This window comes from Paenarthrobacter sp. DKR-5 (genome assembly GCF_018531425.1).
Classification (GTDB): domain Bacteria; phylum Actinomycetota; class Actinomycetes; order Actinomycetales; family Micrococcaceae; genus DKR-5.
Genome location: NZ_JAHBOI010000009.1, coordinates 37,962 through 60,153, shown reverse-complemented (window position 1 = coordinate 60,153; position 22,192 = coordinate 37,962). Strand labels below are relative to the sequence as shown.

Genomic DNA, 22,192 nt, shown 5'->3' with positions numbered 1-22,192 from the left:
GGGAGAACAACCATGGCCTGGAGCCGGGATGAAATGGCCGCCATCGCAGCAACGGAGCTCAGCGACGGCGATTACGTGAACCTGGGGATCGGTATTCCGACCCTGGTGGCAAACAATCTGCCCGAAGGGGTCCGTCTGGTGCTGCAGAGCGAAAACGGGCTCCTCGGGATGGGCCCCTTCCCCTACGAGGGAGACGAAGACGCGGACCTGATCAACGCCGGAAAGCAGACCGTCACGGTACTGCCCGGCGCCAGCATCTTTGACTCCGCCACGTCCTTCGGCATGATCCGCGGGGGCAAGGTGAAGGTGGCCATCCTGGGCGCCATGCAGGTCTCCGGCGACGGCGACCTCGCCAACTGGACGATCCCCGGCAAGATGGTCAAGGGCATGGGCGGTGCGATGGACCTGGTCGCCGGGACGCCCCGCGTGGTGGTGCTCACCGAGCACGTGGCGAAGGACGGCACGCCGAAGATCGTCTCCGGCTGCACCCTGCCGCTCACCGGCGTCAAGGTCGTGAACCGAATCATCACCGATCTCGCTGTCTTCGATGTCACGGACGCCGGCCTGGTCCTCACCCAGCTCGCTCCGGGCGTCACGGTGGAGGAAATCCGCGCCAAGACCGAACCCGGCTTCACCGTCGCCCCGGAGCTGGAAGGTGCCGCACGGTGAGCCTGCGCGAAGCATTCGGCAAGGACATCCTCCTGACCGGCTGGGGCCACAGCCGCTTCGGCAAGCTCACCGACGAGACCCTCGAGTCACTGATCGTGCAGGTGGCCACGGACGCCATCCGCAACGCCGGCCTGGAAGCCTCGCAGATTGACGAGGTGTACCTGGGCCAGTTCAACTCCGGCATGATGCCGCTCGGCTTCCCGTCCTCGCTGGCGCTGCAGGTCTCGGATGAACTCGCCAACGTGCCCGCCACCCGCACGGAGAACGCCTGCGCCTCCGGCTCGGCCGCATTCCAGCAGGGCGTCAAGGCGGTGCTGGCCGGAACGGCGCGCAACGTGCTGGTCATCGGTGCCGAAAAGATGACGCACGCCACGCCCGACGTCGTCGGCGCCGCGCTGCTCGGCGCCGACTACGAGATGGCGGGCAAGCCGTCGAGCACAGGCTTCACCGGGCTGTTCGCCGAGGTCGCCAAGCACTACGACAAGCGCTACGGCGCGCGGCTGGGAAGCTTCGCAACCCTCGGGGACGTGCTCGGGTCGATTGCCGCGAAGAACCACCGCAACGGCGTCGACAATCCCTATGCCCAGTTGCGCAAGAACCTCGGCGAGGAGTTCTGCCGCACCGTTTCCGACAAGAACCCGATGGTGGCCGACCCGCTGCGCCGCACCGACTGCTCGCCGGTGTCCGACGGCGCCGCCGCGGTGATCATCAGCTCCGGCCCCTCGGCGGGGGCGGCGACCGAGGCGGTCCGGCTGGCCGGTTTCGGCCATGCGAACGACTTCCTGCCGGCATCCCGCCGCGACCCGGTCGAGTTCGCCGCAACGCGTGTCTCCTGGCAGCGGGCGCTGGCGATGGCCGGCGTCGGGGTGGAAGACCTGGACTTCGCCGAAGTGCACGACTGCTTCACCATCGCCGAACTGCTCATGTACGAGGCGATGGGCCTCGCCCCTGCCGGGCAGGGCGCCCTCGCCCTCGAGGAGGGCTGGGTCTACAAGGACGGCAGGCTGCCGGTCAACGTGTCCGGCGGTCTGAAGGCGAAGGGGCACCCCGTCGGCGCGACCGGCGTCTCGCAGCACGTCCTCGCGGCCATGCAGCTGACCGGAACGGCCGGGGACATGCAGCTGGCGGCGCCGCGCCGCGCCGCGGTGCAGAACATGGGCGGCGTCGGCATCGCCAACTACGTGAGCGTGCTTGAAGCGGTCTAGGCGTAGTCGTTGTAGAAGCCGCGGCCGCTCTTGACGCCCAGCCAGCCCTTGTCGATGTACTCCTGCAGCAGCGGGGCGACCTTGTTGGGCCGGCCCTCGAGTTCGGAGTAGTGGTTCTCGATGTCGAGCACCACGTCCAGGCCGACCTGGTCCATGAAGCGGAACGGGGCCGCGTCGGCCTTGAACAGGTCGGCGAACAGGGCGTCGATGTCCTCCGGCTCGGCCACGCCTTCGGCGACGACGGCGAGGGACTCGCGCTTGATGGCGGCCCAGATGCGGTTGAAGATGAAGCCGGTGCTCTGCTCGCGGACCAGATGCGGAACGAGCGCATAGCGCGGAAGCTCCGCCGTGAGCAGGTCGAAGATGCGCGGGTCGGTGCTGGTGCTGGACATGAGCTCCACGGAGCGTGCGGCCGGGGGCATGTAGAAGTGCATGTTCAGCACCCGCTCCGGGCTGTTGACGCCGTCCATGAACTCGGCGGTGGCGAACGAGGAGGAGTTGCTGGCCAGGATGGCATCCGGTTCGGCCAGGCGGTCCAGGTCGGCGAAGATCTTCTTCTTCAGCTCCAGCTTCTCGGGGACGGCCTCGACGACGAGCCAGGCTCCGCGGAGGGCCGCGGCCAGGTCGTCGGACGTGGTCAGCTCACCCGCCGGGGCGCCGTCAAACGAAGCGGCGACGGCGGGGCGTTCCTGTTCGATGAACTCCACCGCCGCACGGGCGACGTCGAGGTTCGTGTCGAAGATGCGGATCTCGGCCCCGCGCAGCGAGAGCATCAGGGCGATGCGCCGGCCGAGCGTTCCGCCGCCGATGACGGTAATGGGCCTGGTGCCGATCTCGGCGGGCAGGGTGTACCACATGGTGGTTCCTTTCGTGGTGCGGGGACGTTCAGGCCTGGACGGCCGTCAAGGGGGACCGGCCGCGCCGGCAGACGGAGAAGAGTGCGGGCACGGAGGCCAGCACGAGGGCTGAGCCGTAGACCAGGGTTGTTCCCTGCATGCCCGCAACATTGAGCAGCAACCCGGCGGCCACAGCGGGAACGCTGAACCCGAGGTAGCAGATGACGTAGATGCTCGAGAGCATCGCGCCGCGTTCGTTCGGCCTGCACAGCGGCAGGGTCATCCGCATGGCGCCGTAGTAGCCGCTGCCGAAGCCGAGGCCGGCGACGCCGGTCCCAACGAAATACAGCGGAGCGGAGGCGAGTTGCACGGCGAGCACCGTGATGGTGATGCCCGCCATGAGGCAAACGACGCCGGCCATCAGGGTATTGCGGTCGGACCAGCGGCGGACGACCAGAATGGCGGCCGCGCCAGGGACGAAGAGCGTGAACAGGGCGAGGCCCCCGACCAGGACGGATCCGTTTCCGGTGATCGAGTGGGCCAGGCCGGGGCCGAGCGAGAGGTAGAACCCTGCCAGGGCCCACGTGGCAGCGGCGACGGGCATGGTGACAACCATGGTCCGCCGGGCAGCGGCAGGGATGGATGCCTTGGGCAGCAGGGAGTGCAGCCATCCCGGGGTCTTCGCTCCGGCGCTGGGGATGAAGAACAGCCCGGTGCCGAACACCAGGAGCAGGACGGCGATGCAGAAGTAGACGCCCTTGGTGGGCTCCGGAAGATAGCCAACCAGGGCCGCTGAACCGAGCGCACCGGTCGAGAGGCCGACGGGCGAGGCGGCGCTGTTGACGAGCGAGCCGCGGCCGGTCCGCGGACCTTCGAAGGCGAGCAGGGCCGAGCCTGCCGCGCCCATGGCGGCGCCGGTCGCGACGCCCTGGAGTGCCCGGGCTCCGGCCAGGACCGCGGCCCCGGGGGCGAAGGCGAAGACCATCATGGCCGCCACCTGGAGCAGGATCGCTGCCAGCAGGACCGGCCGTGTGCCGAAGTGGTCTGCCAGCGAGCCGACCACCAGCAGGGTGAGCAGGACGGCCACCGCGTAGACCGCGAACACCATGGTGACGGCGAGGGAGCCGAGGCCCCATTCGCGGGCGTAGTACTCGTACAGCGGCGACGGGGCGGAGGATGCCCCGATGAAGGTGATCAGGATCGCCGCGTGCAGCCAGAACGCGGAGCCATGGTTTTTCAAGTGTTGTCCCAACTCGTTAAAGCATAATTTATGCATTTAGTAGATTATCACTTAAAGCGGAACATTTGCGTTAGCATGATGTGATGACCGTTACAGGGACGCCCCGGCCGGGCGGACGCAGCGCGCGGGTGCAGCAGGCGGTGTATGCGGCTGTCCGGGAGCTGCTCGAGGAGCACACGGGGGACCGTGCGTCGCTTTCGATCCCGCTGGTGGCCGAGCGGGCCGGCGTGAATTCGTCGACGATTTACCGCCGCTGGGGGGATCTGCAGCGGCTGCTCGCCGCCGTCGCCTCCAACCGCTCGCTGCCGGAGCAGGTCGAAGATACCGGCTCTCTCGCCGGTGACATGCTGGCCTGGTTCGTGCCCTACGTGGAGGATTTTTCCTCCCCGCTGGGGCGTCAGGTGCTCCGCGACATGATTGCCGACGGGGACGTCACCCGCGACTACTTCGGGCTCATGCGCGGCCATGTGGACGAAATCCGGCGGCTCGCTCTCGAGCGCGGAGAGGTGCCGCCGGAGGCGCGCGACATCATCGACGTCGTCGTCGCCCCGGTGATTTACCGGATCCTTTTCAACAACGAATCCGCCGAGGAACTCGACGTGCGGGGAAGGATCGCCGCCGTCCTGAGCGCCGGCAGGCACTGACCCCGCGGCCGCAGGGGCAGCGGCCTGCACGGGAAGTGTCAGGGGAGCGGGCGTCCGCGGACCGAGCTCCAGAGGCCGTACCAGTCGGTCCGGCTCATCAGCGCGGCCTGCTCCTCGGCGCCGGCGCAGGCCCGGATGCGTTCCGGGTTCGTGGTACCGATGACCGGACGGATCCGGGCAGGGTGCTTCATCAGCCAGCCGAGAACGATCGCCTCGGGCGACGTCGACCGGGCCTCCGCCAGCTGCGTGACCAGGTCCGCGGTCGCGAGTTCGTCCGAGGACGAGGCGGCGGACGCCGTGCCCGAGAAGACGCCCTGCGCCAGGGCTCCCCACGCCTGCAGTTCCACGCCGTTCTCCCGGCAGTATTCGAGCGTGCCGTGCGGGAAGCTGACGCCGCGGCCGTCGGGATGGTTGACCAGCACGCCGGATTCGAGCCAGTCCAGCCGGGCCAGGCTCATTTCCAGCTGGTTCGCCACCAGCGGCTCGTCCAGGGAGCCCTGGAGCAGGCGCATCTGCTCCCCGGACATGTTGGAGACGCCGAAGGAGCGCACCTTCCCGGCAGCCCTCAGTTCCGCGAAGGCAGCGGCGACCTCGTCGGGTTCGAGCAGCGGATCAGGGCGGTGCAGCAGCAGGACCTCGACCTGCTCGGTGCCCAGCCGCCGCAGGCTCTCGTCAACCCGGGCGAGGATGGTCGCCTTGTCCAGGTCGTAGTGTCCCGGGATGCCGGGTTCGCCGAGCCGGATGCCGCACTTGGTCTGGATCGCGATGCTCTCGCGCAGGCCGGGCCGTTCCTTCAGCACCGTGCCGAACACGGCCTCGGCCTTGCCGTGCCGGTAGATGTCCGCGTGGTCGAAGAGCCGGATGCCGGCTTCCAGGGCGGCATCCACTGCCTGGTGTGCGGCGGCGACGTCGGCCTTGCTCACCGGATCGGTGTTCCAGGCGCCGCCCAGTCCCATGCAGCCGAAAATCAGCCGGCTGCCGCCGCCGGGACCGTAGGACTCCGCGGCGGCGCTCATGCCTCGTCCTTCCGGCCGGCCTGCTCGAGCCGGTAGGGGCTGGCGGCGTAGACCCCGAGGATCCGCACTTCGGTGGTGAAGAACGCCAGTTCCTCCAGCGCGAGGCGCAGGGGCGTGTCATCCGGGTGGCCTTCGACGTCGACCATGAACATCGTCGCGGCAAACTCCCCGCCCACCATGTAGCTCTCCAGCCGGGTCATGTTCACCCCGTTGGTGGCGAACCCGCCCAGGGCCTTGTACAGCGCCGAAGGGACGTTGCGCACCCGGAACATGAAGCTGGTGACCGCCGGCCCGGGCAGTTCCACCCGGTTGGGGATGGGGCGCTGATCGGCCAGCACGACGAACCGGGTGGTGTTGGTCGGGTCATCCTCCACGTCGGAGGCGAGCACGTCCAAGCCGTACATCGAGGCGGCCAGCGGCGGGGCGAGGGAGACCTTCGTCGGATCGTTCCATTCGCTCACCTCCCGCGCGGAGCCGGCCGTGTCCCCGGCGATGACGGGCTTGAGGCCGAGCCGGCGGATCAGCCTGCGGCACTGTCCGAGGGCGTGGATGTGGCTGTGCACCTCCTTGGCCTGCTCCACGGTGGCGCCGGGGATGCCGAGCAGGTCGAACCGGATGCGCAGGAAGTGCTCGCCGACGATCTGCAACGTGGTGGCGGGCAGCAGTGCGTGGATGTCCGCCACGCGCCCGGCGATCGTGTTCTCGATCGGGATCATGGCCAGTGCGGCCTCGCCGCTCGTGACCAGCTCGAAGGCGTCCTCGAAGCTGGCGCACGGCACCGCTTCCAGCTCCGGGTACATCTCGGTGCACGCGATGTGGGAGTTGGCGCCCGGCTCGCCCTGATACGCGATCTTTTCAACCATGGGCAAATGTTTTCACGTCCGGCCCCGGCGATGTTAGCCGGGACCGGACAGCGGTCACTTCGGGCCGCCGGAAACGGACCGGGGTTCAGTTCAGCTCGTCCACCAACTCGGACGCCGGACGGTTCGCCACCACCGGGTAGGGCCCGGTGAACCCTTCGCGCTCCTGCGCGATGGCCAGGATCCTGTCGCGGGAGAGGTACCAGCCGCCGATGAGCATCGGGATGACCAGGACCAGCGAGGCGACAGTCCAGGTGCCCACCGGGGAGTCCATGGCCATCAGCACCAGGACCGCGGCGAGGAAGGCCAGGGTCAGCCACCCGGTGTAGGGGGCGCCGAAGAGCCGGAACGAGGGCCGGGTCAGCAGGCCCTTGCGGGCCCACGACGCCAGGCGCATCTGGCAGAGCATGATCATGCCCCAGGCCGCGATGATGCCGACCGAGGCGATGTTCAGCACGATCTCGAACGCCTGCGAGGGGACCACGGCGTTCAGGCCGACGCCCAGAAGCGCGACCAGGGCGGTCAGCGCAATGCCGCCGTAGGGCACGCCTGCCTTGTTCATGCGTGCCGCGAACCTCGGCGCCGAGCCGGAGAGCGACATCGAGCGCAGGATCCGGCCGGTGGAGTAGAGGCCGGCGTTGAGCGAGGACAGGGCGGCGGTCAGCACCACGAGGTTCATCGCCGAGTCGATGCCCGGGATGCCGATCGAGCCGAAGAAGGTCACGAACGGGCTCTCGCCGCTCTTGTACGCGGTGTAGGGCAGCAGCAGGGACAGCAGCACCAGGGAGCCGACGTAGAAGACCGCGATCCGCAGCACCACCGTATTGATCGCCTTGGGCATGATCTTCTCCGGGCTCTTGGTCTCACCCGCGGCCGTGCCGATCAGCTCGATGGAGGCATAGGCGAACACCACGCCCTGGATCACTACGATGGCCGGCAGCAGCCCGTTGGGGAACACGCCGCCGTGGTCGCTGATCAGGCTGAACCCGGTTTCGTGCCCGGGCAGGGGCGTGCCGAAGATTACGAAGTACAGGCCGACGGCGAGGAAGGCGACGAGGGCGAGCACTTTGATCAGGGCGAACCAGAACTCCATCTCCCCGAACACCTTCACCGACACGAGGTTCAGCCCGAGCACCAGCAGCAGGGCGCCGAGGGCGAAGACCCACTGGGGCACCGCCCCGACGGGGGACCAGTATTTGGCGAAGAAGTGCATGTACAGCGCCACCGCCGTGACGTCCACGATGGCCGTCATGGCCCAGTTGAGCCAGTACAGCCAACCGGTGGCGAAGGCGGCCTTCTCGCCGAAGAATTCGCGGGCGTAGGAGACGAAGGAGCCGGAGGACGGCCGGTGCAGCACCAGTTCGCCCAGCGCCCGCAGGATGAGGAAGGCGAAGAATCCGCAGATGGCGTAGGTGATCACCAGGGCCGGTCCGGCTCCGGCAAGGCGGCCGCCGGCGCCCATGAACAGTCCGGTGCCGATGGCCCCGCCGATGGCGATCATCTGGATCTGCCGGGGCTTGAGTCCCTTGTGGTAGCCGTGCTCCTCCGCGTGCAGCGCGGCGCCGCGGACGGCGGCCGTGGAGGGCGTTTCGGGCGTGGGAGTACTCATGGAGGTCCTTTCGAGGGCAGGGCACGACGTCGTGCCCTGCAAGATGGCTCGTGAGGGTTGGTGAGGGTTGGTGCGGTTGGGAAGAGTCGGGTTACTTGGTGAGGTTGGCCAGCCGCTCGGGCAGCAGGAACTGCTCCAGCTGGCCCGCACTGAGCAGGCCGTGCTCGAGCACGAGTTCGGCGACGCCGCGGCCGCTCTGCAGCGCTTCCTGGGCGATGGCAGTGGCGGCGGCGTACCCGATGTGCGGGTTCAGTGCCGTGACCAGCCCGATGGACTGCTCCACGGAGATTCGCAGCCGTTCGGTGTTGGCGGTGATGCCGTCCACGCAGCGTTCGCTGAGGGTCAGGCACGCGGTGCGCAGGTGGGAGATGCTCTTGTCGAGGCTGTGCACGATGATCGGTTCGAACGCGTTCAGCTGCAGCTGGCCGCTTTCGGCCGCCATCGTGATGGTGACGTCGTTGCCGATCACCTCATAGGCCACCTGGCTGACAACCTCGGGAATGACAGGGTTCACTTTGCCCGGCATGATCGACGAGCCGGACTGCACGGCGGGCAGGTTGATCTCGTTGAGACCGGCGCGGGGACCGGAGGAGAGCAGGCGCAGGTCGTTGCAGATCTTCGAGAGCTTCACCGCGACCCGCTTGAGCACACCCGAGAGGTGGACGAAGGCTCCGACGTCCTGCGTGGCCTCGATCAGGTCCACCGATGTGACGACGGGCAGTCCGGTGACTTCCGCCAGCTGGCGGCAGGCTGCGTCCGCATAGCCGGGAGCCGCGTTGAGGCCGGTGCCGATGGCGGTCGCCCCCAGGTTGATCTCGTGCACCAGCTGCACCGCTTCGGCCAGCCGGTCGCGGTCCTCGCCCATGGTGACCGCATAGGACCCGAACTCCTGGCCCAGCGTCATCGGCACGGCGTCCTGCAGCTGGGTCCGGCCCATCTTTACCACGGCGCGGAATTCGGCAGCCTTGGCCGAGAAGCTTCCGATCAGCACCTCCATGGCGCCCAGCAGTTCCTGCACCGCCCAGATGGTGGCGACGTTGACTGCCGTGGGGTACACGTCGTTGGTGGACTGGCTGAGGTTCACATGGTCGTTGGGATGCAGCGCGGCGTAGTCGCCCTTGGCGCGGCCGAGGATTTCCAGCGCCCGGTTGGCGATCACCTCGTTGGCGTTCATGTTCGACGACGTGCCGGCGCCGCCCTGGATGACGTCGACGACGAAGTGCTCGTGCAGGCCGCCGTCGAGGATCTCACGGCAGGCCTGCTCGATGGCCGCACCGCGCCCGCGGTCCAGCAGCCCGAGCTCCTGGTTGGCGCGGGCCGCCGCGAGCTTCACGGCAGCCAGGCCCTTCACAAGGTTGCGGTTGGTGGAGAGCGGATGCCCGGTGATCGGGAAGTTCTCCACCGCCCGCAGGGTGTGGATACCCCAGTATGCGTCCGCCGGGACGTCCCGGTCGCCGAGCAGGTCGTGTTCGGAACGCGTTTCCGAACGAAGGGCTGTGTCCGTCACGGACGTCTCCTAAAGGTCGTTGGTGAAATCGGTGGCACTGAGGCGGCCCACGGGCCTGCCCCCGCCGAGGACGGGACGGCTGGCCAGTTCGTCCAAACCGGACGTGTCCACCCCGGCCAGCTGCAGGGCCCGCACGGTGACGGGCATCCGGGCCCGGTCCCCGCCGTCGGAAATCTTCACGGCAACCGCGCGGCCGTCCGGCAGCCCGACCAGCTGGACGCCTTCGAAGCCGTCCTTGGCTACGGCACCCGGCAGCAGGCGCATCAGGGCCGTCACGTCCCGGCCCTCACCGGCTATTTGTCCGGGGAAGGAGGACATCGCCGCTGCGACAGCCCCTTCCGGCGAGGAGGATGGGGAGGATGCGATGCGGCCGTAGGCCCGGGCAATGGCCGGCAGCGTGAGCGCATAGACGGGAGTGCCGCACCCGTCGGTGCTGCTGCAGGTGACGATCTCGCCGCTGAGGTCCTGGACCGTGGCGAGCACGGCCTGCTGCAGCGGATGCCCGGGGTCGAGATAGCCCTCCACCGGCCAGCCGTTGATGAGGCAGGTGGCGGTCATCGCCGCGTGCTTGCCGGAGCAGTTCTGCGCCAGCCGGTCCGGGCCGTTGCCCTCCCGCAGGTACTCCTCGCGCTCCGCCTCGCCGTAGGGCAGGTCGGGAATGTTGGCCAGGACCGAGACATCCAGGCCGTATCGGGCGAGGATCTTGGCCGCGCCGGTCCGGTGCGCTTCCGAACCGGAGTGGCTGGCCGCGGCGAGCGCGAGCAGCTCCGGTTCCAGTTCCAGCCCGGAGCGGACCATCGCCACGGCCTGCAGCGGTTTGAGGGCCGAACGCGGGTAGAACAGTTCCTGGGGGGCCCCGACGGCGAGCGTCACCCGCCCTGCGGCGTCGACCGCAGCCACCGAACCGTAGTGGACGCTTTCCACCAGGTCTCCGCGGATCATGCGTGCCACCGGCACGTGTCCCGGAACGTAATGCTGATCAGTCATTGTTGTCCTCTCCGATGATGCTGCCGAGCGCGCTTTCCACTTCCCGCAGGTGCATCTCCATGGCGTGGGCGGCCTCCTCGTAGGAGCCTTGTTCGATGGCGGCAAGGATGCGTGCGTGCTCCCGGTTGGACTTCTCCCGCCGGTCCGCCACCAGGTTCAGCGTTTCGGACTGGTTCGCCATCGCGTCCCGGAGTTCAGCGACCACGCCGGCAAAGACACCGTTCCCGCTGGCTCCGGCGACGGCGGCGTGGAAGGCCGCGTCCAGGCTGACCCACGCCTCGGGGTCATCCTCTTCGACCATGGCCTCTACGATCCCGCGCAGGGCTTCCAGATCGCTGTCGGTCCGGCGCTGCGCGGCGCGACCGGCGGCCGGGACCTCGATGTGCGGCCGGGCCTCGATCAGGTCGCGCGCCGAGTACCGCCCCAGGACAAGGTCCCGGGCGACGGTGTTTGAAATGACGAAGGTTCCGCGGCCGGTACGGGTTTCGGTGAGGCCCAGGGCGTTGCAGGAGCGCAGCGCCTCGCGGATCACGGAGCGGCTCACGCCAAACTGCCGGGCGAGGACCGCTTCGGAATCCAGCCCCGTGCCGACGCTGATCTTGCCCTCCTCGATGGCCTCCCGCAGTGCTTTGAAGACTGTCTCCGCGGCGCTCACGCGCACAATCGGGCCGTGTCCAGCTGTCCAGCTGTCTGACAAGTTCACCCGTTGACTATGACAGGCGTCACAGCACTCTGTCAACGGCGCCCGGAGCCCGTTCAGCTGCGGCACCTTTGCTGGCACACTGGACCGATGGGCCATATCGACGTCGCGAACATCGACTACTTCCTCTCCGACGGGCGCCAGCTGCTCAACGGCGTGTCCTTCCGCGTCGCCGACGGGGCCAAGACCGCACTGATCGGCCCCAACGGCACCGGCAAGACAACGCTGCTGCGGATCATCGCCGGGGATGTCGACGCCGAGGAAGGCAACATTGCGACCTCCGGGCACGTGGGGGTGATGCGCCAGTTCATCGGACAGATCCGGGATGACACCACCGTCCGGGACCTGCTGCTCGGCGTCGCTCCGCTGGCGCTGAGGGAGGCGGGCCGGGCAGTGGACGAGGCCGAACTGGCCATGATGGACAGCGATCTGGAGAAAGTGCAGATCGCCTACGCCCAGGCGCTCGCGGACTGGGGCGACGCGGGCGGCTACGAGCTGGAAACCGGATGGGACGAAGTAACGATGGCGGCTCTCGGCGTCGACTTCCACCGGGCGCAGTACCGCCGCGTCGCCACGCTGAGCGGCGGGGAACAGAAGCGCCTCGTGCTGGAGGCGCTGTTCGCCGGTCCGGACGAGGTGCTGCTGCTGGACGAGCCGGACAACTATCTCGATGTTCCGGGCAAGCGCTGGCTCGAGGCCAAGCTGGCCTCCTCGCCCAAGTCGGTGCTCTTCGTCAGCCATGACCGGGAGCTGTTGGCGACGGCGGCGACCCGCATCGTGACGCTGGAACCCGGTGCCTCCGGCGCCTCCGCATGGGTGCACGGCTCAGGGTTTGCCAGCTACCCGCAGGCCCGGGAGGACCGCAACGCCCGGTTCGAGGAGCTTCGCCGGCGCTGGGACGAGGAGCACGTCAAGCTCAAGGAGCTCGTGCAGCGGCTGCGCGAAAAGGCAAAGTTCAACGACGGCGTGGCGTCGCGCTACCAGGCCGCTCAGACCAGGCTGGCCCGGTTCGAACAGGACGGGCCACCCGAGGCCATCCCGGTGCAGCAGCATGTGACGATGAGGCTGTCCGGCGGCCGCACCGGCAAGCGGGCCGTCGTCGCCGAGCAGTTGGAACTGACGGGGCTGATGAAACCCTTCGATGCCGAACTCTGGTTCGGGGACCGGGTGGCCGTGCTGGGCTCGAACGGTTCGGGGAAGAGCCACTTCCTGCGGCTCCTCGCCGGCGGCGGCACGGACCCGGACCGGGAGCACCTGCCTGTCTCCGACGTCGTGCTGGCGCCGGTCCCGCATGAAGGCAGCGTGAAGCTCGGCGCGCGGATCCGGCCCGGATTCTTCGCGCAGACGCACTCGCGACCGGACCTTGCCGGGCGCACGCTGCTCGACATCCTGCACCGGGGGGACGAGCACCGGTCCGGTCTGAGCCGCGAGCCTGCCGCCAAGGCGCTGGACCGCTACGGCCTGGCCGGGGCCGCCGAACAGCTCTACGACTCGCTTTCCGGCGGCCAGCAGGCGCGGATGCAGATCCTGCTGCTGGAGCTCTCCGGGGCGACGCTGCTGCTCCTCGACGAGCCAACCGACAACCTCGACCTGCACTCGGCGGAGGCGCTGGAGCGCGCCATCGATGCCTTCGAGGGGACCGTCATCGCGGTCACGCACGACCGCTGGTTCGCGCGCCGGTTCGACCGGTTCCTGGTCTTCGGGGCGGACGGAACCGTGTACGAGTCGGCACAGCCCGTCTGGGACGAGGAGCGGGTCCGCCGCGCCCGCTGACCTCAAACGTGCCCGCCGCGCCCGCTGACATGACCCTGAGGCGGGACGTTCAGCCGGTGTGCATGGACACGACGGCGAGGATGAATCCCGTCAGCGCCACAGCCGCGCAGATCAGCCACAGGACCATCTGGCCGATGCCGCGGTTGCGGACTCCGGCGCCCGTATTGCTGGCCAGTGATTCTGCCCGCAGTAGTGCGACGGCGGCGCTAATGATTGCAGCCGACCAGAAGAGCCATTCGAGCGGAACGAAAGGGTCATTTCCCATGGGGACCTCCTCGGAACTGGTTCACCGGGAACGGGTGTCCGTCCCCTTCAACCATTCACCTGCAAATCCTTGCGTCAGCGCAACCATTCCTTCCGGATCGTGACCGGACATTAATGTTTCACGCTGATGTTGCGCCGCCGAGGTCCGAATTGCTCATGTCTAATGAGCAAATGATCAGGTGATGATAGTTTTTGGTGGTGCATACCGCCGACCGACACCGTTTGATCGCCGAGCTTCTCCGCCATCAGGAGACCGTCTCCGTCGCTGAGCTCGAAACCGTCTGCGGCGCGTCGGGTGCCACCATTCGGCGCGACCTTGAAGTGCTCGCCGGCCAAGGCGTGCTCCGGCGCACGCACGGCGGCGCGCGGAGCCTTCTGCTGCGGGGGGAGGAGCCCGGCTACGGGCAGCGCGCGCTCGAACACCGGGAGGCGAAGGTGCGCATCGCGGCAGCGGCCACGGCCGCGCTCCGGGACCGGGAGAGCCTCGTGCTGGACAGCGGCACCACCGCCGTGGAGCTGGCCAGGATCCTCGCCACCCGCCCGCTGACCGTGATGCCGCTGTCGCTGCAGGCGATCGCGGAACTCGGAGGCTCCGACGCCGTGGACCTGATCCTGCCGGGAGGCCAGCCGCGCGCCGGCGAGGGAGCAATCGCCGGACCGCTCGCGGAGGCCACCATCCGCTCCCTTCGGTTCGACACCGCAGTCCTCTCGCCCTGCGGCTTCTCACTGCAAGACGGTGCGACGGCCTACGATTTGGGTGACGCCGCGATCAAGCGGGCGGCCATGCAGTCCAGCGGCCGAACCATCCTGCTGTGCGACGCCGCCAAGTGGAACAGGACGACGCTCGCCGTCGTCGCGGCCGCGGACTCGATCGATCTGCTCATCACCGACCATCTCCTCACCGACGAGGAAGCCGACTTTTTCACCCACCATTCCGTGGAGGTAATCCAGGCATGACCGCCGTCAACCCGCGTGCCGCCGCCCGCGCCACCTTCCTCATCTTCGGCCTCAACGGCATGGTCTTTGCCAGCTGGGCAGCCCGCATCCCGGCCGTCACCGCCACCCTCGGCCTGAGCTCGGGCGAGATGGGGGCCCTGCTGCTGGTGACGGCGGTCGGCTCCCTGATCTCGCTGCCCCTCTCCGGCACCGTGGTGGCCAGGATCGGAACCGCCCACGCGGTGCGGGCGGGGGGACTGCTCGCCGCCGTGGGGGGAGTGAGCATCGCGCTGTCGCTGCTGGCCGTTTCCGTGCCAGGGGTCGCCGCCGGACTGTTCCTGTTCGGGGCCGGCGTCGGCCTCTGGGACGTGTCGCAGAACCTGGAAGGCGCAGAGGTGGAACGGCGTCTGCGCCGGACCGTGATGCCGCAGTTCCACGCCGGGTTCAGCGGCGGAGCGTTCGTCGGGGCGATGATCGGGGCCGGTTTGGCGAAGCTCGACGTCGGCCTGCCCGTCCACCTGCTGGCGATCGCGGGGATCGTGGTGGTGCTCGTACTGGTCGCTCCGCGCTACTTCCTTCCCGACCGGCCGCATGCCCCGGCCGCAGGCTCGCCCCAGCCGCGTGGTGCGACGGCGTGGCGTGAGGGCCGCACGCTGCTGATCGGACTGGTGGTGCTGGGGGCCGCGCTCACCGAAGGGGCAGCCAACGACTGGCTCGCGAAGGCCACGGTCGACGGCCTGCACGCGACGCAGGCCGTCGGGGCGCTGATGTTTGCGGTGTTCGTCGCCTCGATGACGGCTTTCCGGTTCGTGGGCGCCCGCTTCATCGATCGGTACGGGCGCGTGCTGGTGCTGCGGGCCAGCCTCGGCGCGGCCCTGGCCGGGCTGGTGGCGTTCGTGCTCGTGCCCAACGTCTGGCTCGCCGCTGTCGGGGCCGTCCTCTGGGGCGCCGGGGCGGCGCTGGGGTTCCCCGTGGGGATGTCCGCCGCGGCGGATGATCCTGCGCGGGCGGCCGCGCGGGTGTCGGTGGTCTCGACCATCGGCTACACGGCTTTCCTCGCCGGGCCGCCCGTGCTTGGCTTCATCGGGGACCATGTCGGAGTGCGGAACGCGCTGCTGGCGGTGGGGGTGGTGATCGTGGCCTCGCTGGTCACGATTCCGGCGGCCCGGCCGCTCCCGGTGCCCGAACCGGCGGTGCATTCCGACTGACGCATCGAAGCTGGAACGGGAGCCAAAAGGCAGCTGCGATGCCAAGGCCGAGCAGTGCCCCGGCCACCACGTCGCTGAACCAGTGCACGCCCAGATAGGTCCGGCTGTACATCATCAGGACGGTTCCCGCGCCCGCCGCGGCCCAGGCCCAGGCGTGGCCCACGACGAAGGCCGCGGCTACCAGCGCGACGCACGTGGCGGAAACATGCCCGGAAGGGAATGAATTGGTCGTCACGCTCACGAGCCGGTCCTCGGGCCGCTGGCGGTCCACCAGTATCTTCACGCCGTCAGTGGCGACCAGAGCCGTTACGCCGGTGACGGCCGTGTAGGCGGCGGACGCCCGCCGGCCGCCGAGCCACAAAGCCGCGAAGAACGCGGCGTGGAAGAGCCACATGCCCCACAGACCCAGCCAGTTCAGCACATAGTTGGCGTCCGTGAGCCACCCGGACCGGAAGGCTGAGACCAGGCCGGACCAGGCAAGATCGAGCGGCTGGAACACGGGATGGCGCCGGTCCAGCATGACCAGCGCTCCCAGCACCGTGAAGGCTGCCAGCGAAACGGCCGACCACGCGCGCAGGGGCCCGCGGCGGTAGCGGCGCGGAGCCAGCAGCTGTGCCATGAGCCCATGGTAACGGGCGTGGGAGGACGTAGGCTGAGCAAATGCGCAGACACCTCAGGCGGCCGCTGGCCCGGGTCTCCAGCTGGGACAAGGCGATGGTGGCCGCCCTGGCCGAGGTGCCGCACGGACCGTGGGACGCCGGCTTCCGGCACCTCTCCAATGCGGCCACGCACGGCAAGCTGTGGTTCGGCATCGCCGGCGTCCTGGCCTTCGTCCCCGGCCGTCCGCGCCGCGCCGCCGTGCACGGCCTGCTCGCCCTCGGGGTTGCCTCGGCCGCCACCAACCTGATCTTCAAGTCCGCGCTGCCCCGCCGGCGGCCGCTGCCGGTGCATCTGCCGCATTTCCGCTTCGTCAATCCGCAGCCGACCAGTTCCTCACTGCCGTCGGGCCATTCGGCCTCGGCCGTCGCGTTCGCCACCGGGATGGGGATGGTGAGCAGGCCGCTCGGCGCGGCCGCTGCTCCGCTGGCAGTCGGCGTCGCCTATTCGAGAGTGCACACCGGTGCGCACTGGCCCTCCGACGTCGTGCTCGGGTCCGCGATCGGGCTGGGTGCCGCGGCGCTCACCCGGCGCTGGTGGCCTGCCCGCGATGCCGCGCCGGAACCCTCCCCGACCCGTGAGCAGGTGCACCCGCTCGGCGCGGGGGAGGGACTCGTCGTGGCGCTGAATACCCTCGGCGGTTCCTACGACGACGACACACGGACGGCGGTGCAGACGGCGTTTCCGCAGGCCCGCCTCGTGGAAATCGGCAGAGGGGACGACCTGCGCGCGGAGCTCGAACGGGCCGCGGATGAGGGCGCTGCGGCGCTGGGGGTCTGGGGCGGCGACGGGTCGGTCGGGTCGGCCGCCGCGGTCGCCTGCGAGAGGGGGCTGCCGCTGCTGGCGTTTCCCGGCGGGACGCTGAACCACTTCCTCCGCGACGCCCTCGTCCGGGACGTGGTATCCGTGGCCGAGGCCGCCCGCTCCGGGCAGGCGGTCGTCAGTGACTGCGGCGTCGTGAGCATCGAACGCGGGGGCAAAGGCTCGGAGGAGCAGCAGGACCTGTTCATGCTCAACACGGCGAGCATCGGCATCTACCCCAACCTGGTGCGCCGCCGCGAGCTGCTGCAGCCGGAGCTTGGCAAGCCGCTGGCCGGGGTGCTGGCGGGACTGCGCACCTTCGCCGTAGCCAGGCCCTTCCCGGTGCTGCTGGACGGGGTCCGCACCCGGATCTGGATCCTGTACGTGGGCCGCGGCCGCTACTACCCGGAGGACCTTGCGCCCCTGGTGCGGCCCAAGCTCGACGACGGCCTGCTGGACATCCGGGTGCTCGAGGCGGAGGAGCGCTTTGCCCGCGTGCGCCTGCTCTGGGCCGTGCTGACAGGCACCACGCAGACCTCCAGCGTCACCCACCTTCGCACCGCCACCAGCCTCCAGGTGGAATCGGTGGACGGGCCGCTCTCCCTGGCGGTCGACGGCGAGGTGGTCGCCGGAGTGCGCAGTGCCAGGTTCGGCGTGCGCCCCGGCGCACTGCGGGTGTACTCGGCGACCAACGGCTGAACGCGGGCAGCCCCCGGCGGCGACGGGGGAGCCGGCAAGAACCATCCCGCAGGTACTCCCTCGGCACGCCGCCCGGCCGTAGCGTGGAGGATGTAGCCGCTGCTCCGCAACCCCGAAGGACCATCCGATGATTGAGGCAGTACAGCTTGCCAAGACCTACGGCGACAAGCACGCCGTCGACGGTGTCACCTTCACCGTGAAGCCGGGAGTTGTGACCGGATTCCTGGGCCCGAACGGTGCCGGGAAGTCCACCACCATGCGCATGGTCCTGGGCCTGGACCGGCCCAGCGGCGGCACCGTGACCGTCAACGGCCGGGCCTATGCCCGGCACAAAGCGCCGCTGCGGGAGGTCGGAGCCCTGCTCGACGCCAAAGCCGTGCACACCGGCCGCACCGCCTACAACCACCTGCGGGCCATGGCCGCAACGCACTCCATCCCGACATCGCGGGTACGGCAGGTGATCGAGATGACCGGCCTGGCCGACGTCGCCCGCAAACGCGTCGGCGGATTCTCCCTGGGCATGGGCCAGCGGCTCGGCATCGCCGGCGCGCTCCTCGGGGATCCGCACACCGTGATCCTGGATGAACCGGTCAACGGCCTGGACCCGGAGGGAGTCGTCTGGGTGCGCAACCTGGTCAAGTACCTGGCCGCCGAGGGCCGCACCGTCTTCCTCTCCTCCCACCTGATGAGCGAAATGGCGCAGACAGCGGATCACCTCATCGTGATCGGCCGCGGCCGGATCCTCGCGGATGCGCCGATCGCCGACATCATCAACGGCAACGGCGCCGCCCGGACCCGGATCCGCACCGAGCGGGTCTCCGACCTCCAGCGCCTGCTCGCCCGGGACGGGGTCTCGGTGGAAATCCCCGAACGGGAGACGCTCGTGGTCTCAGGCCTGGGCCCGAAGCAGATTGCCGCCGTCGCGCTGGAACACGGCCTGCTGCTCTACGAACTCACCCCGCTCCAGGCCTCGCTTGAGGAGGCCTACATGGAGCTGACCAAGGACGACGTCGAATACCACTCCCTGTTGACCGCCGGGGCCCCGGCAGAAGACGCCGCACCGTGAGCACCGCAGCTGCCAACCGCGCCCACCGCACCGTCGGCCCCGGCCTGGCCTTCCACCGCGTCCTCAACTCGGAATGGATCAAGTTCCGCACCCTTCGCTCGACCCTGATCCTGCTGGCGGGCACCGTGCTGGTGATGGTGGGACTGTCCGCGCTCAGCGGTTGGGGAATCGGACAGGCCTTGCGCGACGCCGCCGTCAATCCCCGGGCCGGGGCGGCCCTCAGCCAGCCTGACCTGCTCACCAGCATTCCTACCAGCGGGGTCGGCCTCGCCCAGCTGATCATCGGCTCGCTCGGGGTGCTGACCATCGCCTCGGAGTTCAGCACCGGCATGATCCGCTCAACCTTCGCGGCCGTCCCCACCCGGCTTCCGGCGTTCGTGGCCAAGGCGGTGGTCCTCACCGCGGTGGCCTATGTCGTGGCGACGGCGTCCGCCCTCCTCTCCTACCTCGTGGCGAAACCGATCCTTGCCCAGTACAGCCAGACCCTCTCGCTCGACCAGGCCGGAGTGCTGCAGGGCATCCTGCTCTCGGGGGTGTACGTGGCGGCGGTCGCCCTGATGGGCATGGCGCTGGGGGCCATCACGCGCAACTCGGCCGGCGGCATCATGAGCCTGGTGGGCCTCTTCTTCGTCGCTCCGATCGCCCTGCAGATCATCCCGGGCGACGTCGTGAAGACGCTGAACAAATACAGCCCCAGCGGCGCCGGGAGCAGGCTGCTGCAGCACACCACGCTGGCAGACCAGCTCGAACCGTGGCAGGGCGGCCTGGTGCTCGCCGCCTGGACCGTGGCGCTGCTGGCGGCCGCGGCGGCCCTGCTCAAGCGACGGGACGTCTAGGCCCGCAGCCGCCGTCCGGGCTACTGCCGTCCGGACTACTGGGCCAGGCCGACCACCAGGTTGATCGAGGTGGCGAGGATGACGATGCCGAAGATGAACGCGAGCAGGCTGTGCCTGAAGGCGGTGGCGCGGATGGCGCTGGTCTGGATGCCCGTGTCCGAGACCTGGTAGGTCATGCCGAGGCTGAACGCCATGTAGGCGATGTCCAGGTAGGTGGGCGGCTCGGGCTGGTTGAAGTCGATCCCGCCCGGCTCGGCGCCCCCGTAGTACTGGCTGGCGTAGCGCAGCGTGTACAGGGTGTGCACCAGGAGCCAGGAGACCGCGACGGTGCCGATCGCCAGCAGCGCCAGCCATGCCTTGCCGGCGCCCTGGGTGTTGCCGGACTCCACGAGCACGAGCCCGACGGCGGCGAGAGAGCCCACATTGGCCACCAGCAGGAGGATGTCGCGGGTGCTCGCGGACGGGTCCTCGGCCGTGGCGTGCCGGCGGGTTTCGGCAGGGTCCATCCGGGAGATCACGCTCCACACCCAGACGTCGTACACCAGGGCGGCGGTTCCCCAGCCGACGGCGGCCGCGTGGATCCAGTTGCCCAGCAGCCCCGTCCCCGCTGCGGCCGTGAGACCCGCCAGCAGCATGATGGCGAACCGGAGCTTGCCGTGCCGCGCGCGTTTGCTTTCCGAAGTCATGGCCCGATCATCCCATCCGCCCCGCACGCTCCCGCGAACGGCCAGTCGTGGCGACCTCCCGCGCCGCGGGGTCGCCGTTGCCGCCCGCTCGACGCGCGTGCTGCTCAGAGCCGGGCGTTGGCCAGCACCGGAAGCGTCTTCCGGACCTGTTCCACAGCACCTGGGTCGACGTCGGCCACGAGAAGCCCCGGGGCGCCGTCGAGCCGGGCCAGCACCGTCCCGTCGGGGCCGACGACGGCGCTGTGCCCGATGCCCGTGGGAGCCGTGCCGCGGGTCTCGATGCCGGCGGCAGCCGGATCAGCCTGTCCGCAGGCGAGGACGAACGTGGTGCTGTCGAGCGCACGGGCCCGCACCAGCAGGTCCCACTGGTCGGTCTTGCCGGGCCCGGCCCCCCAGGAGGCGCAGAGGATGTTGATGTGGGCACCCGCCCGCGCATTGGCGGTGAACAGGGCCGGGAAGCGCACGTCGTAGCAGGTGGCAAGACCGAAGGTGACGCCGCCCAGCGTGAAGGTGCTGACCGCGTCGCCGGCTTCGACAGTGTCCGACTCCGAGAACCCGAAGGCGTCGTAAAGGTGGATCTTGTCGTAATGCGCCTCGATGCCGGAGCCCGTTGCCAGCAAGGTGTTGCGCACCTTGCCCCCGGCAGCCGGGGTGAACATCCCGGCGACGACGGCGATCCCGTGCCGGGCGGCAACGTCCCGCAGACCCTGCGCCCACCGGCCGTCCAGGCTTTCGGCGATGTCCGTCAGGGAGTTGCCGAAGGCCCGCATGGAGGCTTCCGGGAACACCACGAGCTCGGCGCCGGCCTCCTTGGCCCGCCCGGCGTGCTCGTCGAGCAGCCGGAGATTGGCCTCGGGGTCGCGCCCGGTCACGATCTGGGCAAGAGCCACTCGCATGGGATCTCCTCTTCCTTTTCCACAAGCCTAGGCCGTGTCGCCGCCGCCAACGCTTTTCCGGTAGCATAGGGAAGTCTGTGCTGGCGCCCGGCAGCGGAAGTCTTCCGCCCCGCCGTCGCCGCATATTCGCATTGAACCTCCTGTTACGGAAGGACCGTAACCGCTTAGCCCAGAGGAGGTGGGTTCACATATGCGTCCTTACGAATTGATGGTAATCATCGACCCCGAGGTCGACGAGCGTACCGTTGAGCCGTCGCTCGACAAGTTCCTCAATGTTGTCCGCAACGATGGTGGCACCATCGACAAGGTGGACATCTGGGGTCGTCGCCGTCTGGCGTACGACATCAAGAAGAAGTCCGAGGGTATCTACGCCGTGGTGAACTTCACCGCTGCGCCGGCTACCGCCCAGGAACTGGACCGCCAGCTTGGCCTCAACGAGACCATCCTGCGCACCAAGATCATCCGTCCGGAAGACCAGAAGGTTTCCGCCGAATAGTCGGTGGCACCTGATTGGCTTATTCCCAACGGTTTATTCGGAACAGAACTTAGGAGGCAGTAGATGGCAGGCGAAACCACTATCACGGTCATTGGTAACCTCACCAGCGACCCGGAACTGCGGTTCACCCCGTCCGGCTCGGCAGTGGCCAACTTCACCATTGCGTCCACTCCGCGCACCTTCGACCGGCAGTCCAATGAGTGGAAGGACGGCGAAACGCTGTTCCTGCGCGCATCGGTCTGGCGCGAGGCTGCCGAAAACGTCGCCGAGTCCCTGACCAAGGGCACCCGGGTGATCGTCAACGGCCGGCTGAAGTCCCGTTCCTATGAAACAAAAGAAGGCGAGAAGCGCACCGTTATCGAGCTGGAGGTCGACGAGATCGGCCCCTCGCTGCGCTACGCGTCCGCCAAGGTCAACCGCACCCAGCGCTCCGGCGGACAGGGCGGCGGCGGCTTCGGCGGCAACAACTCCGGCCAAGGCAACTCCGGCTGGGGCGGCCAGTCCTCCCAGCAGGAAGACCCGTGGGGCGCGCCCTCCGGTGGCTCGTCCGGCTGGGGCAACGGCCAGGATTCCGAACCTCCCTTCTAAGCACCACCCCGAC

Annotated in this window: 23 protein-coding genes; 11 read left to right on the top strand and 12 right to left on the bottom strand. The window is 69.0% G+C overall.

Annotated elements, in window-relative coordinates; all coding sequences use genetic code 11:
• Positions 1–12 precede the first annotated feature (12 nt).
• Together KIH31_RS16795 and KIH31_RS16790 are read left to right on the top strand one after the other, a co-directional pair.
• Entirely contained in the window at positions 13–669 is a 657-nt protein-coding gene (locus KIH31_RS16795; RefSeq protein WP_214428290.1) for a CoA transferase subunit B, read from the top strand.
• Complete coding sequence (locus tag KIH31_RS16790; protein WP_214428289.1) at positions 666–1,874, top strand: acetyl-CoA acetyltransferase; 1,209 nt, start codon at positions 666–668, stop codon at positions 1,872–1,874. The genes KIH31_RS16795 and KIH31_RS16790 overlap by 4 nt, the downstream gene beginning before the upstream one ends.
• Here the strand turns inward: KIH31_RS16790 and KIH31_RS16785 are convergent.
• Complete coding sequence (locus tag KIH31_RS16785; RefSeq protein WP_214428288.1) at positions 1,871–2,731, bottom strand: 3-hydroxyacyl-CoA dehydrogenase family protein; 861 nt, start codon at positions 2,729–2,731, stop codon at positions 1,871–1,873. The two genes, KIH31_RS16790 and KIH31_RS16785, sit on opposite strands and share 4 nt — an antisense overlap.
• A 28-nt stretch (positions 2,732–2,759) precedes the next feature.
• Positions 2,760–3,950: an MFS transporter gene (locus tag KIH31_RS16780; protein ID WP_214428287.1), complete on the bottom strand. Its 1,191-nt coding sequence runs from the start codon at positions 3,948–3,950 to the stop codon at positions 2,760–2,762.
• An 83-nt stretch (positions 3,951–4,033) separates the two neighbouring features.
• Here KIH31_RS16780 and KIH31_RS16775 point away from each other — a divergent pair, with 83 nt between their 5' ends.
• Positions 4,034–4,594, top strand: a complete 561-nt coding sequence (locus KIH31_RS16775) for a TetR/AcrR family transcriptional regulator (protein ID WP_214428286.1) — start codon at positions 4,034–4,036, stop codon at positions 4,592–4,594.
• 38 nt (positions 4,595–4,632) lie between these two features.
• Here KIH31_RS16775 and KIH31_RS16770 read toward each other — a convergent pair whose 3' ends face one another.
• From KIH31_RS16770 to KIH31_RS16745, 6 genes are all read right to left on the bottom strand, one after another.
• Entirely contained in the window at positions 4,633–5,610 is a 978-nt protein-coding gene (locus KIH31_RS16770; RefSeq protein WP_250546146.1) for an aldo/keto reductase family oxidoreductase, read from the bottom strand.
• A complete protein-coding gene (locus KIH31_RS16765) occupies positions 5,607–6,473 on the bottom strand; it encodes a prephenate dehydratase (RefSeq protein ID WP_214428285.1) in 867 nt (288 codons plus the stop codon). Before KIH31_RS16765 ends, KIH31_RS16770 begins: the two co-directional genes overlap by 4 nt.
• An 85-nt stretch (positions 6,474–6,558) precedes the next feature.
• Positions 6,559–8,079 (bottom strand): amino acid permease, encoded by a 1,521-nt coding sequence (locus KIH31_RS16760; protein ID WP_214428284.1) that lies wholly within the window; start codon positions 8,077–8,079, stop codon positions 6,559–6,561.
• Positions 8,080–8,170: 91 nt separating this feature from the next.
• Entirely contained in the window at positions 8,171–9,586 is a 1,416-nt protein-coding gene (locus tag KIH31_RS16755; protein WP_214428283.1) for an aspartate ammonia-lyase, read from the bottom strand.
• A 9-nt stretch (positions 9,587–9,595) separates the two neighbouring features.
• The gene (locus KIH31_RS16750) at positions 9,596–10,573 is read right to left on the bottom strand and encodes an asparaginase (RefSeq protein WP_214428282.1); all 978 of its coding nucleotides are present in this window, start codon (positions 10,571–10,573) and stop codon (positions 9,596–9,598) included.
• Complete coding sequence (locus KIH31_RS16745; RefSeq protein WP_214428281.1) at positions 10,566–11,276, bottom strand: FadR/GntR family transcriptional regulator; 711 nt, start codon at positions 11,274–11,276, stop codon at positions 10,566–10,568. Before KIH31_RS16745 ends, KIH31_RS16750 begins: the two co-directional genes overlap by 8 nt.
• 87 nt (positions 11,277–11,363) lie before the next feature.
• Between KIH31_RS16745 and KIH31_RS16740 the strand changes: the two genes are divergently transcribed.
• Positions 11,364–13,046: an ABC-F family ATP-binding cassette domain-containing protein gene (locus KIH31_RS16740; protein ID WP_214428280.1), complete on the top strand. Its 1,683-nt coding sequence runs from the start codon at positions 11,364–11,366 to the stop codon at positions 13,044–13,046.
• A gap of 49 nt (positions 13,047–13,095) precedes the next feature.
• Here the strand turns inward: KIH31_RS16740 and KIH31_RS16735 are convergent, their stop codons facing one another.
• A complete protein-coding gene (locus KIH31_RS16735) occupies positions 13,096–13,311 on the bottom strand; it encodes a hypothetical protein (RefSeq protein ID WP_214428279.1) in 216 nt (71 codons plus the stop codon).
• 197 nt (positions 13,312–13,508) lie between these two features.
• Here KIH31_RS16735 and KIH31_RS16730 point away from each other — a divergent pair, with 197 nt between their 5' ends.
• Positions 13,509–14,267 carry a DeoR/GlpR family DNA-binding transcription regulator gene (locus KIH31_RS16730; RefSeq protein ID WP_214428278.1) on the top strand — a complete coding sequence of 253 codons (759 nt, stop codon included), beginning with the start codon at positions 13,509–13,511 and terminating at the stop codon, positions 14,265–14,267.
• Positions 14,264–15,454, top strand: coding sequence for an MFS transporter (locus KIH31_RS16725; RefSeq protein WP_214428277.1), 1,191 nt, complete (start codon positions 14,264–14,266; stop codon positions 15,452–15,454). Before KIH31_RS16730 ends, KIH31_RS16725 begins: the two co-directional genes overlap by 4 nt.
• Here the strand turns inward: KIH31_RS16725 and KIH31_RS16720 are convergent.
• Positions 15,396–16,073, bottom strand: a complete 678-nt coding sequence (locus tag KIH31_RS16720; protein ID WP_214428276.1) for a phosphatase PAP2 family protein — start codon at positions 16,071–16,073, stop codon at positions 15,396–15,398. The genes KIH31_RS16725 and KIH31_RS16720 overlap by 59 nt on opposite strands.
• Positions 16,074–16,114: 41 nt before the next feature.
• On the opposite strand from KIH31_RS16720, the gene KIH31_RS16715 reads away from it, so the two are divergent.
• From KIH31_RS16715 to KIH31_RS16705, 3 genes are all read left to right on the top strand, one after another.
• Entirely contained in the window at positions 16,115–17,611 is a 1,497-nt protein-coding gene (locus KIH31_RS16715) for a bifunctional phosphatase PAP2/diacylglycerol kinase family protein (RefSeq protein ID WP_214428275.1), read from the top strand.
• A 127-nt stretch (positions 17,612–17,738) separates the two neighbouring features.
• Positions 17,739–18,677, top strand: a complete 939-nt coding sequence (locus tag KIH31_RS16710) for an ABC transporter ATP-binding protein (protein WP_214428274.1) — start codon at positions 17,739–17,741, stop codon at positions 18,675–18,677.
• Positions 18,674–19,513 carry an ABC transporter permease gene (locus KIH31_RS16705; RefSeq protein WP_214428273.1) on the top strand — a complete coding sequence of 280 codons (840 nt, stop codon included), beginning with the start codon at positions 18,674–18,676 and terminating at the stop codon, positions 19,511–19,513. Before KIH31_RS16710 ends, KIH31_RS16705 begins: the two co-directional genes overlap by 4 nt.
• Before the next feature lie 35 nt (positions 19,514–19,548).
• Here the strand turns inward: KIH31_RS16705 and KIH31_RS16700 are convergent, their stop codons facing one another.
• Complete coding sequence (locus KIH31_RS16700) at positions 19,549–20,199, bottom strand: DUF1345 domain-containing protein (protein ID WP_250546145.1); 651 nt, start codon at positions 20,197–20,199, stop codon at positions 19,549–19,551.
• Positions 20,200–20,303: 104 nt separating this feature from the next.
• Positions 20,304–21,095, bottom strand: a complete 792-nt coding sequence (locus tag KIH31_RS16695; RefSeq protein WP_214428272.1) for a carbon-nitrogen hydrolase family protein — start codon at positions 21,093–21,095, stop codon at positions 20,304–20,306.
• Between the two features lie 190 nt (positions 21,096–21,285).
• Between KIH31_RS16695 and rpsF the strand changes: the two genes are divergently transcribed.
• Together rpsF and KIH31_RS16685 are read left to right on the top strand one after the other, a co-directional pair.
• Entirely contained in the window at positions 21,286–21,591 is a 306-nt protein-coding gene (gene rpsF, locus KIH31_RS16690) for a 30S ribosomal protein S6 (RefSeq protein ID WP_214428271.1), read from the top strand.
• A 63-nt stretch (positions 21,592–21,654) separates the two neighbouring features.
• The gene (locus KIH31_RS16685; RefSeq protein WP_214428270.1) at positions 21,655–22,179 is read left to right on the top strand and encodes a single-stranded DNA-binding protein; all 525 of its coding nucleotides are present in this window, start codon (positions 21,655–21,657) and stop codon (positions 22,177–22,179) included.
• The last annotated feature ends 13 nt before the right edge of the window (positions 22,180–22,192 follow it).

What these genes read in the sequence shown, in the direction of transcription:
- KIH31_RS16715 (WP_214428275.1), top strand. Translation starts at nt 16,115, where the DNA reads ATGCGCAGACACCTCAGGCGGCCGCTGGCCCGGGTCTCCAGCTGGGAC.
- KIH31_RS16765 (WP_214428285.1), bottom strand. Translation starts at nt 6,473, where the DNA reads ATGGTTGAAAAGATCGCGTATCAGGGCGAGCCGGGCGCCAACTCCCAC.
- KIH31_RS16685 (WP_214428270.1), top strand. Translation starts at nt 21,655, where the DNA reads ATGGCAGGCGAAACCACTATCACGGTCATTGGTAACCTCACCAGCGAC.
- KIH31_RS16700 (WP_250546145.1), bottom strand. Translation starts at nt 20,199, where the DNA reads ATGACTTCGGAAAGCAAACGCGCGCGGCACGGCAAGCTCCGGTTCGCC.
- KIH31_RS16760 (WP_214428284.1), bottom strand. Translation starts at nt 8,079, where the DNA reads ATGAGTACTCCCACGCCCGAAACGCCCTCCACGGCCGCCGTCCGCGGC.
- KIH31_RS16725 (WP_214428277.1), top strand. Translation starts at nt 14,264, where the DNA reads ATGACCGCCGTCAACCCGCGTGCCGCCGCCCGCGCCACCTTCCTCATC.
- KIH31_RS16785 (WP_214428288.1), bottom strand. Translation starts at nt 2,731, where the DNA reads ATGTGGTACACCCTGCCCGCCGAGATCGGCACCAGGCCCATTACCGTC.
- KIH31_RS16770 (WP_250546146.1), bottom strand. Translation starts at nt 5,610, where the DNA reads ATGAGCGCCGCCGCGGAGTCCTACGGTCCCGGCGGCGGCAGCCGGCTG.
- KIH31_RS16750 (WP_214428282.1), bottom strand. Translation starts at nt 10,573, where the DNA reads ATGACTGATCAGCATTACGTTCCGGGACACGTGCCGGTGGCACGCATG.
- KIH31_RS16795 (WP_214428290.1), top strand. Translation starts at nt 13, where the DNA reads ATGGCCTGGAGCCGGGATGAAATGGCCGCCATCGCAGCAACGGAGCTC.
- KIH31_RS16735 (WP_214428279.1), bottom strand. Translation starts at nt 13,311, where the DNA reads ATGGGAAATGACCCTTTCGTTCCGCTCGAATGGCTCTTCTGGTCGGCT.
- KIH31_RS16775 (WP_214428286.1), top strand. Translation starts at nt 4,034, where the DNA reads ATGACCGTTACAGGGACGCCCCGGCCGGGCGGACGCAGCGCGCGGGTG.
- rpsF (WP_214428271.1), top strand. Translation starts at nt 21,286, where the DNA reads ATGCGTCCTTACGAATTGATGGTAATCATCGACCCCGAGGTCGACGAG.
- KIH31_RS16695 (WP_214428272.1), bottom strand. Translation starts at nt 21,095, where the DNA reads ATGCGAGTGGCTCTTGCCCAGATCGTGACCGGGCGCGACCCCGAGGCC.
- KIH31_RS16720 (WP_214428276.1), bottom strand. Translation starts at nt 16,073, where the DNA reads ATGGCACAGCTGCTGGCTCCGCGCCGCTACCGCCGCGGGCCCCTGCGC.
- KIH31_RS16710 (WP_214428274.1), top strand. Translation starts at nt 17,739, where the DNA reads ATGATTGAGGCAGTACAGCTTGCCAAGACCTACGGCGACAAGCACGCC.
- KIH31_RS16740 (WP_214428280.1), top strand. Translation starts at nt 11,364, where the DNA reads ATGGGCCATATCGACGTCGCGAACATCGACTACTTCCTCTCCGACGGG.